Genomic DNA, 12,384 nt, shown 5'->3' on the forward strand with positions numbered 1-12,384 from the left:
CATACCGGACGGCGTCTGCACGACAGGGACCGGCATACGGCCCTCCTTCGCCCAGGCCCATGCGGTCTGGTAGTGCACACCGTTGCGCGCCGCCCACTCGGAAAGCTTCACGCCATCAGGATAAAAGCTGATGAAGGCAGATAACTACTGATGAAAAATGCGACTGTTGTTCACCCCTTCGGTCTTCTTGTCGTTCGTCGTTCGTTGCTCGTCGTCGTTCGGATACGAGGCTAACGTGGCCGCCCGGCCATCGGGCGGGCGCCCAGCACCCACCCCAGCACCAGCACGGCTCCGCCGATCACGGCGTCCGGCACCGCGTCCCGCAGCGCGCGCGGCAGCAACGCCACGACGCCCAGGACGAGGAGGAAGGCGAGCGCGCACCGGCCGGCCGCCCGAAGCAGTCTGTCCACGAGCTGCTCAACGCGGGTGCCGGGTTTCCCGACACGCAGGACGGGGAGGGGATTTGTCGCACACTCGCCGGATCCGTGCGATGTCCGCCCCAGGAACCCGAAGCGCATAAATTGACTCTCCCCACCCAAAGGGGGAAATCCCGCCTCCCCATTCGACTTCAGGAGCCAGGACATCGTGATCTGCTACGGACAGGCCGTCCTCGACCTCGCGGACGAACTGGTCGACGCCTACGCCGACGTCTTCTCCGGCCCACCCTGGAACGAGGGCGAAGAAACCATTCGCCAGTTCGCTGCGCGCCTCCCGGTCGACGCCCGGCGCCGTGGGTTCCGTACGGCCATCGCCCAGTCCGCGGCCGGCATCGACGGCTTCGCCACGGGCTGGATCACCCCGGCCGCCTTCCCCAGGAACCGCGCGTACGCCCAGGTCGCGGCGCAGCTCGGCGCGGGCCGCGTGAAGGAGCTCCTGACCGGGGCCCTGGAGATAGACGAACTCGCCGTACGTCCGTACGCGCGCGGCCGCGGCACCGGCCGGGACCTGCTCACCGAGATCACGGCCGACGCCCCGGACCGGCGCGCCTGGCTGCTGACCTCCCGCCTGGCCACCGACACCGTGGCCACCTACCGCCGCCTCGGCTGGCACGAGGTCGCGGCCCGGCCGGGCACGCAGACGGGGGTGATCGTCTTCCTGTCCCCGGACCACCCGAACCGGTAGGTCGGCGGGGAGGGCGCTGCGGGGGCCGCGGGGGGCCGCGGGGCTGTGCCGGGCTGCCGGGGCTGCTGGGTCGTCGGGTCGCCGGGCTGCCGGGGCTGCTGGGTCGCTGTGCTGTGACGGGCTGCTGGGCCGCTGGGCTGCTGGGCTGTGACGGGCTGCTGGGCCGCTGGAGCCGCCGGGGTCGCTGGGGCCGCCGGGTCGCTGTGGCTGCCGGGGTCGCCAGGCCGCGGGCTGCCGGGCTGCCGGGCTGCCGGGGCTGCCGGGGCTGCTGGTCCGCCGGGGCTGCTTGGCCCGCCAGGTCGCCCGCTGAGGCCGGTCGGTCGGGTCAGGCCGGTCATGCCCCCGGACGGTCAGGCCGGTCGGTCGGCTCGGTCAGCTCGGTCAGGCCGGTGCGGTCGGTCAGGCCGGTCGGTCAGCTCGCTCAGGCTGGTAGGGCCTTCGCTTCGGGTGTCCGGTGGATCGTGGCCGGGCATACCGGGCGCATGATCACAGTCCAGCAGACCCCCGCCCCCCGCCGCCAGCTCAACCTGGCCACGCGCCACCAGCTCACCGCCGCGGGCGTCCCCGACGGCACGATCACCTCTCGGACCCGTCCGGGCGGCCCCTGGCAGCGCTTACTGCCCCGGGTGTACCTCCTCCAGACCGGGCCCCCGGACCACCGTCAACGCGCCCTGGCCGCCGTCCTGTACGCCGCCGAGACCACCGCCGACCCGCTGTCCGGCGACACGGCCGCCCTGACCGGCGCCGCCGCCCTCGCCCTCCTCGGCATCCGCGGGGCCCCGTACCCGCACGGCGCCGCGCACCCCCCGTACCCGCCTGCCGACATCCTGATCCGCGCCCCGCGCCGGCTCGGCGGCACCCCGGGGGTGCGGCCGCTCCGCACCTCGCGCTGGCCGCGCACGATCACGGTCTCGGGCATCCCGAGCGCCCGCCCGGTCCGCGCGGCGGCCGACTTCGCGGCTCGCGCCCAGGACCCCGACCGCATCCGGTCGACCCTCGCCCATGTCGTCCAGGCCGGCTGGTGCCACCCGCAGGACCTGCACGCCGAACTGCGCGCCGCCCGCCTCCTCACCCGCCCCGCGGTCCGCGCCGCCGCGGCCGAACTCCTCGCCGGTACCCGCTCCCTCGCCGAGGCCCGCGCCCGCGAGGGCCTGTCCGCCACGGACCTCCCGACCCCCCTGTGGAACGCCCGCCTCTACACCCCGGACGGCGCCTTCCTGGCCAGCCCGGACGCGTACTGGCCCGACGAGGGCGTCGCCCTGGAGATCGACTCGGCGGAGTACCACTACACGCGCGACGCTCCCCCAGCTACCGCTGGGAGGTACCCCCAGGCAAGCCACCCTCCGCCGCCGCCTGCGCCTGGAGTCCCACGGCATCCTCGTGATCAGCGCCACCCCGTCGATGATCCGCGACACCCCCACGGAGGTCGTCGCGGCCCTCCGCGCCCTCCTCGCGCTCTCGTCAACCCGCCCCACCCCACCCACAGCCCAGGCCCGCGGCCACCAACAACTCCCACTGCCGTTCGGCTAATGAGCGGCAGCCGCCAGCAGGAAGCTGACGTCGTCGTGCCTCCCGGCGTGCTGGAACGCGGCCGCGATGTTCAGAACGGCCTGCCGGTCGGCGCGTTCGCTCACGCCGGAGAGCATGGACTCCGCTGCCTCCGGAAGCCCTGCGGAGCGGCAGGAGTCGACTGCGTTGATGAGCTCCGAGGCGGGAAGCGTCCTTCCGGCACGCCACAAGAGCAGTCCCGCGTCGCGGCCCCTGCCGCTGGCGATGAACCCGGCGACGGTCTCCAGCTCGGTCCACCCGGTACGGGATGACTCCGTGCGCGGCCGGTCCCCCTCCGCAGGGGTGACCGGCACCTGCCTCCGTGCCGACGCCGCCAGTACGGAAGCGCGGGACAGGGCTCTGGAAGGGGAACGCAGGCGCCGTTTCGGAGAAGGCGGCTGGGTGTGCCGTTCCCCAGGGGTGTGAGAAGCGGGGAGCGGGCCCTGCTGCGGGCCGGACGCTGGGAAAGCCGGCGGCTCATCAGACATGCCTGCGGGCAGGGCCCTGTCCGCAGGGGGGTGCGGGACGCAGTCGCAATGCGGCTTCCGGGCGCGCCGTCGTAGTTCCAGCAGCTCATCCAGGGAGCAGGGAAGCCCTGTGCCCTCGTTGCCCGACTGCGTCACTTCAGCTTGCACCGAATCGAAGAAGGCTTTGACCTGCGGTTCTTCCGGGATTCGCCCGCCGTTGAGGTGATTCGAGAGGCTGGTCGCCACGATGTGACCAGTCTGGGCGATCTGGGCCTGGGTCCGTGTGCTGCAGTCGCGCACCTTGCGCAGCATGGCGACGAACGCGCGGTGCTCCCTGGACAGGTCCGGTGACAGATCTTTCCAATTCCGTGTCCTGCGTGGCACCACGACTCCATTCCCCCCGGCTGACGGTTCCTCCGATATCTTCCGCCAAACAGCCGTCAAGTGAACCGTGTGATGTTTTCATCTGACCTCGAAATCCACTGGGGCCTGGCCTTGTTGTCTGCTCCTGCGCAAGAGTTGTGAAGTCCGCTGAGAGCGCTGGCGGGGGGATCCCCGGGCTCAGAGCGAGTGATTTTCGGACTGGCTGGAACAAGGGGAACGAGGAGATACGCAATGGCGCTTCCGTCCTGGACGGACCAGAAGCTCGGCACGATGAAGCGAGCCGGGCTGTGGCTTGTCGCTGTGGTGGGGGAGGGAAACGTCTTCACTAAGGAAGACGTGAAGCAGGCCTTTCCCGGGGTGAGCCAGGCGGACCGCCGGGTACGCGATCTGCGGGACTTCGGCTGGCGGATCGACACCAACCGCGAGGACTTGACGCTCGGTCAGCACGAGCAGCGCTTCGTCGCACAGGGCGAGCCGGTCTGGGAGCCCGGCAAGGGAACGCGGCCGGCCACGTCTCTCACGGACACCCAGCGGCGTGAAGTCCTGGCGCGTGACGGGCACCACTGCCGGTCCTGCGGCATCACATCGGGAGAGACGTTCCCGGGCACCTACATGTCGGCCCAGCTCGACATCGCACGGCGCCCGGTGCTCCAGCCGGATGGAAAGACCGTGGTGGAGAACGTGGCCGAATGCAACCGGTGCCGTGTCGGCGGCAGGGGTCTGACGGCCGACCTTCCCGGTGTTCTGGCCCGCCTGGGCCGACTCGGCGGCATGGACCGCAAGACCCTCAAGGACTGGATGCTGGCAGACGCACGTGAGTTCGCCGAGGTGGAGCACCTCTGGGCGGCGATCCGCACGCTGCCGGCTGACGCCCGGAACGCGGTCCGCGAGGCCCTCTCGCTCCCCCCGGTCTGACGGTAGCCGCACTGCTGGGGGCTGGGAGCGATCCCGGCTCCCGCTTCATCCCGCACACATCATGGAATTGCAGTCAGAAGGAGAAAGCCCGTGAGCACGGACTTCGGTTGGCCGCCCAGCGCCGACGAGAACCGGGAACTGGTCGAGAAGCGGCTCAAGGAAGTCAGCGCCGGCGAAGGCTTGCAGGAGACCCTGACGGTCGAGTGGCGGACCCAGCCCCTGGTGGTGCAGGTCATCGACATGCCTATCGACCAGGTGTACTTCAACCCCTCCACGCACCGGATCAGGGCGCAGCGCACCTACGACCCTGCCCGTGACCGGCTGCTCGCGGCCAACCCCTGGGGTTCCGAGGGCCAGGAGTACCTGGACCACCTGCTGAAGGCCCTTCCTTCGAACCCGGACAAGCGGGACGTCGACTTCGACGAGCTCAAGAGCAGTCTCAAGGAGTACCGCCAGAACGAGCCGGGCCTCATCACGCGGGAGGGAGTCCTCGTCAACGGCAACACCCGGGTGGCGGCGCTGCGCGAGCTCGGAGTACGCAGCGTTCGGGTCGGCGTCCTTCCGGAAACCTGCACGTGGGCCGATGTCAATGCGGTCGAGCTGTCCCTCCAGCTCCGCCACGACACCCGTCGGCCGTACTCGTACATCAACCGGCTGCTCACCATCGAGGAGCAGGTCAAGTCGGGCCGGCCGATCGCCGAGATCGCCAAGGAGTTCCGGATCCGAACGGAGACTGCGGAGCAGGACCGCTGGGTCCTGGCGACCCTCAACGACCTCGTGAGCCGCTCCAAGAACGGTCTGGCGGAGCTCAAGCTGATGGACTTTGAGGACCAGCAGGAGAAGCTCAGGGAACTCCACCGGGCTTTCGCGAAGGCGTCGCGGCAGAGCCCGGCTCAGGCTGACCTGCTAAAGGAGAACAAACTCGCCCTGATCGTGCTCGATTTCTCCAAAACGGACGTTCGTCTCGCGGACATCGACTTCCGGGCCCGGTACCTCCAGCGCCACCTGTCCGACGAGCTGAAGCTCGTCCCCGCGCAGCCCCAGGAGGCCCGTGTCATCCCGGGGCTCAACCGTGCTGTGCGGGGTGACAGCCCCCAGGTGGCGGAGGCGAAGGAGTTCACCAATCTGCTGCTGCGGGCCAAGGCGGTAGAACGCGCTCCCGGCGCGGTGACCGCGGAGCAGTCCGGCCAGGCGGCTGCACTGTGGAAGCAGGCGCGGGAAGCGGTGGAGGAGGCACTGGTGCCGGCGGGGAAGGACGCCCGGGTGCGCAAGCGGAAGCAGGCGGCTCCGGACCGGCTCCAGGACGCTGTCCAGAGCATCGACCAGTGCGTGACGGACATGACGCTTGCGCGCGCGTCGCGCAACCTGGACGAGGAGTCTCTGGACGAGGCCCTTCTGTCCCTGAAGAGCAGCCTGCTCAAGCTCGCCCGTGAGGCCGCGCGGATCGAGGAGCACGGCGAGGGCGTCGCGTGGCTGCTCGCTGCCGTACGGCAGGAGCAGGCGTGACCAGGCGGGAGGAGACGGGCGGTCAGTCCCTCCGGATCGGGTTCGACGTCACCCGGACAAAGGCCGTGCTGCGCGCTGCCGAGCCGTTCGGGCCGGACCTGAACCACGTGGCCGCAGGCTTTCCCGTGGGCGGCCAGCGTGGTCCGCTGACGCTGGAAGTGCCCCTCGACGACTTCTTGTCGGGCCTCCACGTGCTGTCGGACTGGCCGCACGGGGAATCCGTGGAGTGGGAGGAGGAACTCCTCGCCCTCGTCAACGATGTCCTTGATGACGCGGACCAGGCTGCCGGTTGCTTGGACACCCCGGGATCCGCCGAGGAAGCGGAGGCCGGATCCCTCCCCGGCTCTCTCGGGGCGGACTGGCGGGCGGACCTGACCAGCTTCCAGCGGCGTGACATCGCCCGGCTGCTCTCCATGCGGCACGGTGCGAACTTCAGCGTTCCGGGAGCGGGCAAGACACGGGTCGGGCTCGCCGTGTACGCGGCGGCGCGGGAGAAGGGCGATGCCCGGAGACTGCTGGTCGTCAGCCCGAAGTCCGCTTACGAGTCATGGATCACCGAAAGCACCGAATGCTTCGACGAGGCGCCGGTGACCAGGGTCATGGGCAAGCTCCCCGACCCGCATGCCGAGATCATGGTGGTCAACTACGAGCGGCTCGACCGTTCCCTCACCGGGCTCGCGGGCTGGCTGCGGGCGGCGCCCTCCATGGTGATCCTCGACGAAGCACACCGGATGAAGCTCGGGGCGGATGGCACGTACGGAAGCGCCTGCATGGCTCTGGGCCCCCTGAGCCGCCGCCGGCTGATCCTTACGGGTACGCCCGCTCCCAACGGCGCCCGGGACCTGGAGAACCTGCTGTCGTTCGTCTGGCCCGGCCACGGGCGCCGGGTGGTGACCCAGGCCGTGGCGGGCGGCGACCTCGCACACGCCAGCTCCGTGCTCCGTCCGCTGTTCACCCGCACCACGAAGAAGGAGCTCGGGCTGCCGCCCTTCCAGCCGGTCATCCGGTCCGTTCCCCTGGAGGGTCTGCACCGGGAGATCTACGACGCTCTCGTCGGCCGTTTCACCGCCCGGGCGGAGCTGTCCCGTGAGGACTTCGACGGTCTCGGAAAGGCAATGCTCAGGCTGCTCATGGCTGCCACGAGCCCCGCGCTGCTGGTCGAGGGAAGCAGCAAGTACGAGCCCCTCAATTTCCAGGTCCCGCCCCTGGAGATCCCAGAAGGGGAATCGCTCTTCAAGCTGCTGCAGAACCTGCACCAGCACGAGGTTCCGCCGAAATACCGCGAGGTCCGCGAGATCGTCTCGAAGAATGTGGCCGCCGGACGGAAGACGCTGGTGTGGTCGACGTTCGTGCGGAACATCACCAGCCTGGACCGGATCCTCGGGGACTTCCAGCCCGCGGTCGTCCATGGCGGTACGGCGGACAGAGAGGAGGAGATCCGCAGGTTCCGGGAAGATCCGGACTGCAGTGTCCTGATTTCGAACCCGGCCACCCTGGGCGAGGGCATCAGCCTGCACCGTGAGTGCCACGACGCTGTCTACGTCGACCGGGATTTCATGGCAGGGCGATTCCTCCAGAGCCTGGACCGCATCCACCGCCTGGGACTGGCACCGGATACGCAGACACGAGTGACCGTGCTCGCCTCGTCCGGCACGATCGATGAGGTGGTGGCGCTCAGGCTCGCGGAAAAGCTCGAGTTCATGGGGGCGATTCTCGATGACCCCTCGGTCCGGCAGCTGGGTGACCTCCAGGAGGAGGGGTCCATGACCGCGGGCATGGACGAAGCCGACGTCCGTGCGCTCCTGGAGCACGTGGGGACGGCGTCGGTCCGCTGAGTCCTGGAGTGGCAGGTGTGCCGGCCGATGGGTGGTGCGCCTGATCACGCCGGGAGAGGGACACGTTGTCGGTGGCGGATGCGACACTTGCCTGTCTGCATCTGCCACACCAGGAGGACTCGATGGGTGCCAGCGAGCGCACGCTGACCTCGATTGAGATTTGCGCCGGAGCCGGGGGGCAGGCCATCGGCCTCCACCAGGCAGGCTTCCGCCACCTAGCGCTCGTCGAGATCGACCAGTACGCCGCTGCGACTCTGCGGCGCAACATTGATCACCGGGACGGCTGGGAATTCGAGCGTGCGTACTGCGACATCATCCATAAGGATGTAAATGAATTCCACCCCCTCGTTGAGCTGGATAAGCCGGTCGGCTTCCTCGGGCGATCGCTGGAGGAAGGCGAGCTCGACCTGCTCGCCGGTGGAGTGCCGTGCCCCCCGTTCTCGCATGCGGGAAAGCAGCTGGGCAAGGATGACGAGCGTGATCTGTTCCCTCGCATGCTGGAACTCGTTGACGAGCTCAAGCCGAAGGCCGTCATGATCGAGAACGTCCGGGGCATCAAGGACGACAAATTTCAGGATTACCGTGACTGGGTCGTCGCACGCCTTCAGGGCGGCGTGGCCAAGGACCCGCAGACGGGTGAGGAAGTCAAGTACGAGGGCATCTACACGGTCTGCGGCTGGGAAGTCCTGGAAGCCAGCGACTTCGGGGTGCCCCAGCTGCGCCCGCGGGCCATCCTCGTCGCCATCCGGACGGATGTCCTGGGAGACACGGAGCTCGAGTGGCCCGTGGCGAAGCCGGGCGCGGTCACAGTCCGTGCTGCCCTGGACGAGTCGATGAGGGCCCGGTTCATGCATTTCGTGAACAAGGGCGGTGCGCTCGGGGCGAAGGCGCAGAAGTACCTCGACCTCTGGGACGGCCAGCCTGACGGCATCGCGCCGACCCTCGTCGGCGGGTCCAAGAAGCACGGCGGTGCGGACCTCGGGCCCAGCCGTGCGAAGGCCGCTTGGAAGGCTCTGGGCGTCAACGCAATGGGCGTTGCCAACGCGCCCGGAGAAGTGGAACAGAAGGAGAGCTGGGATCGGGACCTCTTCCGTCCCGAGGGCCCGATGCTGACCGTCACCCAAGCCGCGATCATCCAGGGCTTCCCTGAGGCGTGGGACTTCGCTGGAAGCAGGGAGACGGACAAGCGCCTCCCGGGCAAGACCGCCCAGTACCGGCAGGTCGGCAACGCGTTCCCCCCACCGGTGGCCCACGCCGTCGGTGAGTCGATTGCCAGGGTGCTGCGCAAGGCCCGCCCCGCAGGGCAGACCCAGAGCTAGAGGCCGGCGTTCCGGGGACGCTCCTGGCGTTCCCGGACGGCGTCGGCGATCTCCTCAGCGCAGTGGCCCGAGTCCTCGTGTTCCCAGAAGCGGAGCACGAGCCAGCCCGCCTCCATCAGCTTCTGGTCGGTATCCCGGTCCCGGGCGATGTTCCGGGCCACCTTCTCGGACCAGTAGCCCGGGTTGGTCCGGGGTGATACGTAGTGCTCCGGGCAGCCGTGCCAGTAGCAGCCGTCGACGAATACGGCCACTTTCGTCGGGCGGAAGACGAGATCCGCGGTCCGGCGGAGGCCAGGAAGCGGGCGTGCCGCGATCCGGTAGCGCAGGCCCTGCGCGTGGACGAGCCTGCGGATGATCATCTCGGGTTTCGTGTCGCGGCTCCGGATGGCCTGCATGTTGCGTCGGCGCGCTGCCGAGGACGCCCAGGAACCCTCGGGCGGCCGCCAGGCAGGCTCATCCGGCATTGCTGTGCTCTCCGTCCGTCCGCAGGGCGATCCAGTCCTCAAGCCCGAGTGTGATCTTGTGGGCCGCGGCCAGGTCCCGCTGCTCGGGGAACTTGCCACACAGCAGCGTAAGTCCGCCACGTTCCAGGCGTTCTCTGACTCCCCTTGCCCGCCGCAGAGGGTCGCGCTTGCCGGCGCCGACCGTCGTGATCACGCTGCGCGGGATCACCTGGCCTTCCAGGAACTGGAACATCATGGTGAACCGCTGTTCTTGGCCAGGTGTCTCGGCGAGCACCCGGCCAGCCTGCTCCGGGGTGAGCAGAGTCAGCGGATTCACAGGGAGCGGAGTCCAGTCGTACAGCGGGACGCTCCAGTGATCGCGTGCGTGCGCCGCGAGCCCCCGTTTGCCGTCGCGGTTGCCCGCGCCCCGGTAGAGCCACGACCGGTGGGCGCGGACCAGCCAAGAGCGGTGCCGGTTCTTCGCCAGCTGTATCTGGGTGCAGATGCAGAGCTGGCAGTGTGCCTCGGCGGGTATTGACCAGTTGGAGCCCACGGTCGCTTTGATGTCGACGGGTACGCCGCCGATCAGGGTGTCCAGCGGAGGCTTCTTCGGCAGGCCGAACGTCCGCAGTACCTCGTATTCCAGTTTGGCGCCGACCGAGGCCTTCTCGCCGGGGTGGACGTCAGCGCCCAGCAGGTCGTACCGGCCCGTCCTCGGGCCGTCGAGCACGTAGTCGACGGCGTTGGCTATCGCGCCCGTATAGAGCCCCGCCACGTCATGGGGGCGCAGCCATGCCAGCACGGCCAGCATTTCGGAGTCCTCGTCCGGACGCAGGAGCATGTGCTCTCCCGCGAGGGTGTTGACGCAGGCCTCCCCCGGTTCCTGCAGGACGAGCCGCCCTCTGCTCATCGGTCCTTGGCCCCGAAGGCCTCGCCGTGGCATTCCGCGTACGGCTTGCCCGAGGTGCACCAGCACGGGGTTGTGGGGGTGGGGGGCCAGGGGGTGGCTTTGCCTCGGGCCGCGAGGGTGGTGGCGTATTCGGCCAGGAGGGACGGGGAGGCCGGGGAGGTCTTCTCCGAAGCCGCGAAGGCCTCGTACGAGGGGACGCTGCCCGTGACGATGCCCAGGTTGGTGGTGCCCGAGGCGGCGAGGGTGCGCAGGGAGGATTCCACCTGCGTCAGGTGGGCCTCGTGCGAGGGGTACTCGACGGCGAGGGTGGGGTACGAGGTGAGGAGTTCCGCCAGCTCACGCGCGGGCCAGTGGAGGATCGCCACCGGGAAGGGGCGGGAGAGCGCGGCGCGGCGGTCGCCCAGTTCGGCGCGCAGGCGGGCGATCTCGGCGCGGAGTTCGGCCGGGTCGTCGGAGCCCAGGGCCCAGATGCGCTTGGGGTCGTGGAGTTCGTCGAGCGGGATCGGGCCGATGTGGCGGGTGTCGGCGACCATGTCCCAGTCGTCGTGGGGGAGGGCGAGGAGGCGGCGCACCCGGTGGCGGCCCGTCAGGAGCGCGGTGGTGGGCGGGGTCAGCGGGGCGTCGTCCGCGATGAGGAGGGTCGCCGCCTCGGTGAAGCAGTCGTGCGAGGCTTCCAGCTCGTCGTGGGCCTCCAGGGCCTCCGCGATGACTTCCCAGGGCGCCGGGTCCTTGGGCGCGGCGGCGCGGATGCCGTTGATGAGGGCGCGGGCTTCGGCCTCGTGGCCGTACTCCCAGAGGTTCGCCGCCTGGAGGGCCTTGATCAGGTGCGGGTTTGCGGGGGAGGCGGAGAGGAGTTGGTCGTACAAGCTGCTCGCCCGATCGCGCGCGTCGGCCAACTCGAGGTGGGCCGCGGCCTGGAGGAGCAGCGGCTCCTGGTCCTCGGGGTAGCGGGTCGCCGTGCGGATGAGGCGCTCGGCTTCGGCGATGTGCTCGGCAGGCGTGTCGGGGCGCATGGTTCACACCGTACTGCTGCTGGTCAGTTGGCGGGGGAGGACTTAAGGTGCCGCCCGTGCGGGATCACGTGCGTGTGGTGGTTCAGGGGCGCGGCGGGCCGGCGCGGAGAGTCGTGTTCGCGCTGGCGCTGTGGGTGTGCGCAGAGGTGATCACCACCGTGGGTGTGGTGGTCGCGCTCCTGGTGGTGCACCAGGTGTGGTGGACCAACCGGCAGGCCGCGGCGTCCGCGCGTGAGCAGGTCAGGGCCCTGGAGAGCGAGTGGGCCGGCTCCCCGTCCGGGCCGGCCCGGGAAACCTCCGACGTCCTTCCTTCCGGCGTGCCGTCCGCTCCTTCCGGGGACATGGAGCGCGGCGTGTCGCCGTCACCCCCGCGCTCGCCCGCCGCGGCCGCGGCCGCCGCCGACGCCTCGGGGCCGGGGCCGGCCCGGCCCGCCCGGGACCAGGCGTACGCCGTCCTGCGCATTCCCCGCCTCGGCCTCGTCGTCCCCGTCGCCCAGGGGGTCGACAAGCGGGCCGTGCTCGACAAGGGATACGCCGGGCAGTACCCGGGGACCGCGCGGCCCGGGGAGCGGGGGAACTTCGCGCTGGCCGGGCACCGCAATACGCACGGGGAGCCCTTCCGGTACATCAACCGGCTGCGGCAGGGGGACGAGCTGATCGTCGACGTGCAGGGGCGGCGTTACGTGTACGTGGTCGGGAAGGTCCTGAACGAGACGACCGAGCGCGACACCGGGGTGATCGCACCCGTGCCGCGCAGCGTGGTGAAGCCGGACCAGGGGTACGGCGAGCCGGGTGCGTACATCACGCTCACCACCTGCACGCCCGAGTACACCTCCACGTACCGGCTGGTGGTGTGGGGGACCCTCACGTCCTGACCCCGCGCCCCGCGCCCACGGCCCGCGGTCCGTTGTCGGTGGGGCCG

At 70.0% G+C, this 12,384-nt stretch carries 11 protein-coding genes; 7 read left to right on the forward strand and 4 right to left on the reverse strand.

All coding sequences use genetic code 11. The features are described 5' to 3' along the window. Window positions 1–230: 230 nt before the first annotated feature. On the reverse strand, window positions 231–410 hold the full coding sequence (locus ACFCZ1_RS31545; RefSeq protein WP_376681693.1) for a hypothetical protein: 180 nt from the start codon (window positions 408–410) through the stop codon (window positions 231–233). 175 nt (window positions 411–585) lie between these two features. Here ACFCZ1_RS31545 and ACFCZ1_RS31550 point away from each other — a divergent pair, with 175 nt between their 5' ends. The 6 genes from ACFCZ1_RS31550 to ACFCZ1_RS31575 all read left to right on the forward strand — a co-directional run bounded on the left by ACFCZ1_RS31550 (window position 586) and on the right by ACFCZ1_RS31575 (window position 9,096). Then, on the forward strand, window positions 586–1,122 hold the full coding sequence (locus ACFCZ1_RS31550; RefSeq protein ID WP_376681694.1) for a GNAT family N-acetyltransferase: 537 nt from the start codon (window positions 586–588) through the stop codon (window positions 1,120–1,122). 482 nt (window positions 1,123–1,604) lie between these two features. After that, entirely contained in the window at window positions 1,605–2,942 is a 1,338-nt protein-coding gene (locus ACFCZ1_RS31555; RefSeq protein ID WP_376681695.1) for a hypothetical protein, read from the forward strand. A gap of 810 nt (window positions 2,943–3,752) precedes the next feature. Beyond that, window positions 3,753–4,436, forward strand: a complete 684-nt coding sequence (locus ACFCZ1_RS31560) for a hypothetical protein (RefSeq protein ID WP_376681696.1) — start codon at window positions 3,753–3,755, stop codon at window positions 4,434–4,436. 90 nt (window positions 4,437–4,526) lie between these two features. After that, entirely contained in the window at window positions 4,527–5,942 is a 1,416-nt protein-coding gene (locus tag ACFCZ1_RS31565) for a transcriptional regulator (protein ID WP_376681697.1), read from the forward strand. Next, the gene (locus tag ACFCZ1_RS31570) at window positions 5,939–7,777 is read left to right on the forward strand and encodes a DEAD/DEAH box helicase (protein ID WP_376681698.1); all 1,839 of its coding nucleotides are present in this window, start codon (window positions 5,939–5,941) and stop codon (window positions 7,775–7,777) included. The genes ACFCZ1_RS31565 and ACFCZ1_RS31570 overlap by 4 nt, the downstream gene beginning before the upstream one ends. A 122-nt stretch (window positions 7,778–7,899) precedes the next feature. Beyond that, window positions 7,900–9,096, forward strand: coding sequence for a DNA cytosine methyltransferase (locus ACFCZ1_RS31575; RefSeq protein WP_376681699.1), 1,197 nt, complete (start codon window positions 7,900–7,902; stop codon window positions 9,094–9,096). Here ACFCZ1_RS31575 and ACFCZ1_RS31580 read toward each other — a convergent pair. Genes ACFCZ1_RS31580 through ACFCZ1_RS31590 form a run of 3 tightly spaced genes read right to left on the reverse strand, consistent with a single transcriptional unit; the run spans window position 9,093 to window position 11,462 of the window. Beyond that, on the reverse strand, window positions 9,093–9,560 hold the full coding sequence (locus tag ACFCZ1_RS31580) for a very short patch repair endonuclease (RefSeq protein WP_376681700.1): 468 nt from the start codon (window positions 9,558–9,560) through the stop codon (window positions 9,093–9,095). The two genes, ACFCZ1_RS31575 and ACFCZ1_RS31580, sit on opposite strands and share 4 nt — an antisense overlap. Next, on the reverse strand, window positions 9,550–10,449 hold the full coding sequence (locus ACFCZ1_RS31585; protein ID WP_376681701.1) for a NaeI family type II restriction endonuclease: 900 nt from the start codon (window positions 10,447–10,449) through the stop codon (window positions 9,550–9,552). Before ACFCZ1_RS31585 ends, ACFCZ1_RS31580 begins: the two co-directional genes overlap by 11 nt. Next, the gene (locus tag ACFCZ1_RS31590) at window positions 10,446–11,462 is read right to left on the reverse strand and encodes a tetratricopeptide repeat protein (RefSeq protein WP_376681702.1); all 1,017 of its coding nucleotides are present in this window, start codon (window positions 11,460–11,462) and stop codon (window positions 10,446–10,448) included. The genes ACFCZ1_RS31585 and ACFCZ1_RS31590 overlap by 4 nt, the downstream gene beginning before the upstream one ends. A gap of 113 nt (window positions 11,463–11,575) precedes the next feature. On the opposite strand from ACFCZ1_RS31590, the gene ACFCZ1_RS31595 reads away from it, so the two are divergent. Further along, on the forward strand, window positions 11,576–12,337 hold the full coding sequence (locus ACFCZ1_RS31595) for a class E sortase (protein ID WP_376681703.1): 762 nt from the start codon (window positions 11,576–11,578) through the stop codon (window positions 12,335–12,337). Window positions 12,338–12,384: the final 47 nt, after the last annotated feature.

It is taken from the genome of Streptomyces sp. NPDC056224 (genome assembly GCF_042267665.1).
Classification (GTDB): Bacteria; Actinomycetota; Actinomycetes; order Streptomycetales; family Streptomycetaceae; genus Streptomyces.

Excerpts from the sequence above, each read along its gene's own strand:
- ACFCZ1_RS31585 (WP_376681701.1), bottom strand. The coding sequence starts at position 10,449 with ATGAGCAGAGGGCGGCTCGTCCTGCAGGAACCGGGGGAGGCCTGCGTC.
- ACFCZ1_RS31580 (WP_376681700.1), bottom strand. The coding sequence starts at position 9,560 with ATGCCGGATGAGCCTGCCTGGCGGCCGCCCGAGGGTTCCTGGGCGTCC.
- ACFCZ1_RS31560 (WP_376681696.1), top strand. The coding sequence starts at position 3,753 with ATGGCGCTTCCGTCCTGGACGGACCAGAAGCTCGGCACGATGAAGCGA.
- ACFCZ1_RS31590 (WP_376681702.1), bottom strand. The coding sequence starts at position 11,462 with ATGCGCCCCGACACGCCTGCCGAGCACATCGCCGAAGCCGAGCGCCTC.
- ACFCZ1_RS31575 (WP_376681699.1), top strand. The coding sequence starts at position 7,900 with ATGGGTGCCAGCGAGCGCACGCTGACCTCGATTGAGATTTGCGCCGGA.
- ACFCZ1_RS31555 (WP_376681695.1), top strand. The coding sequence starts at position 1,605 with ATGATCACAGTCCAGCAGACCCCCGCCCCCCGCCGCCAGCTCAACCTG.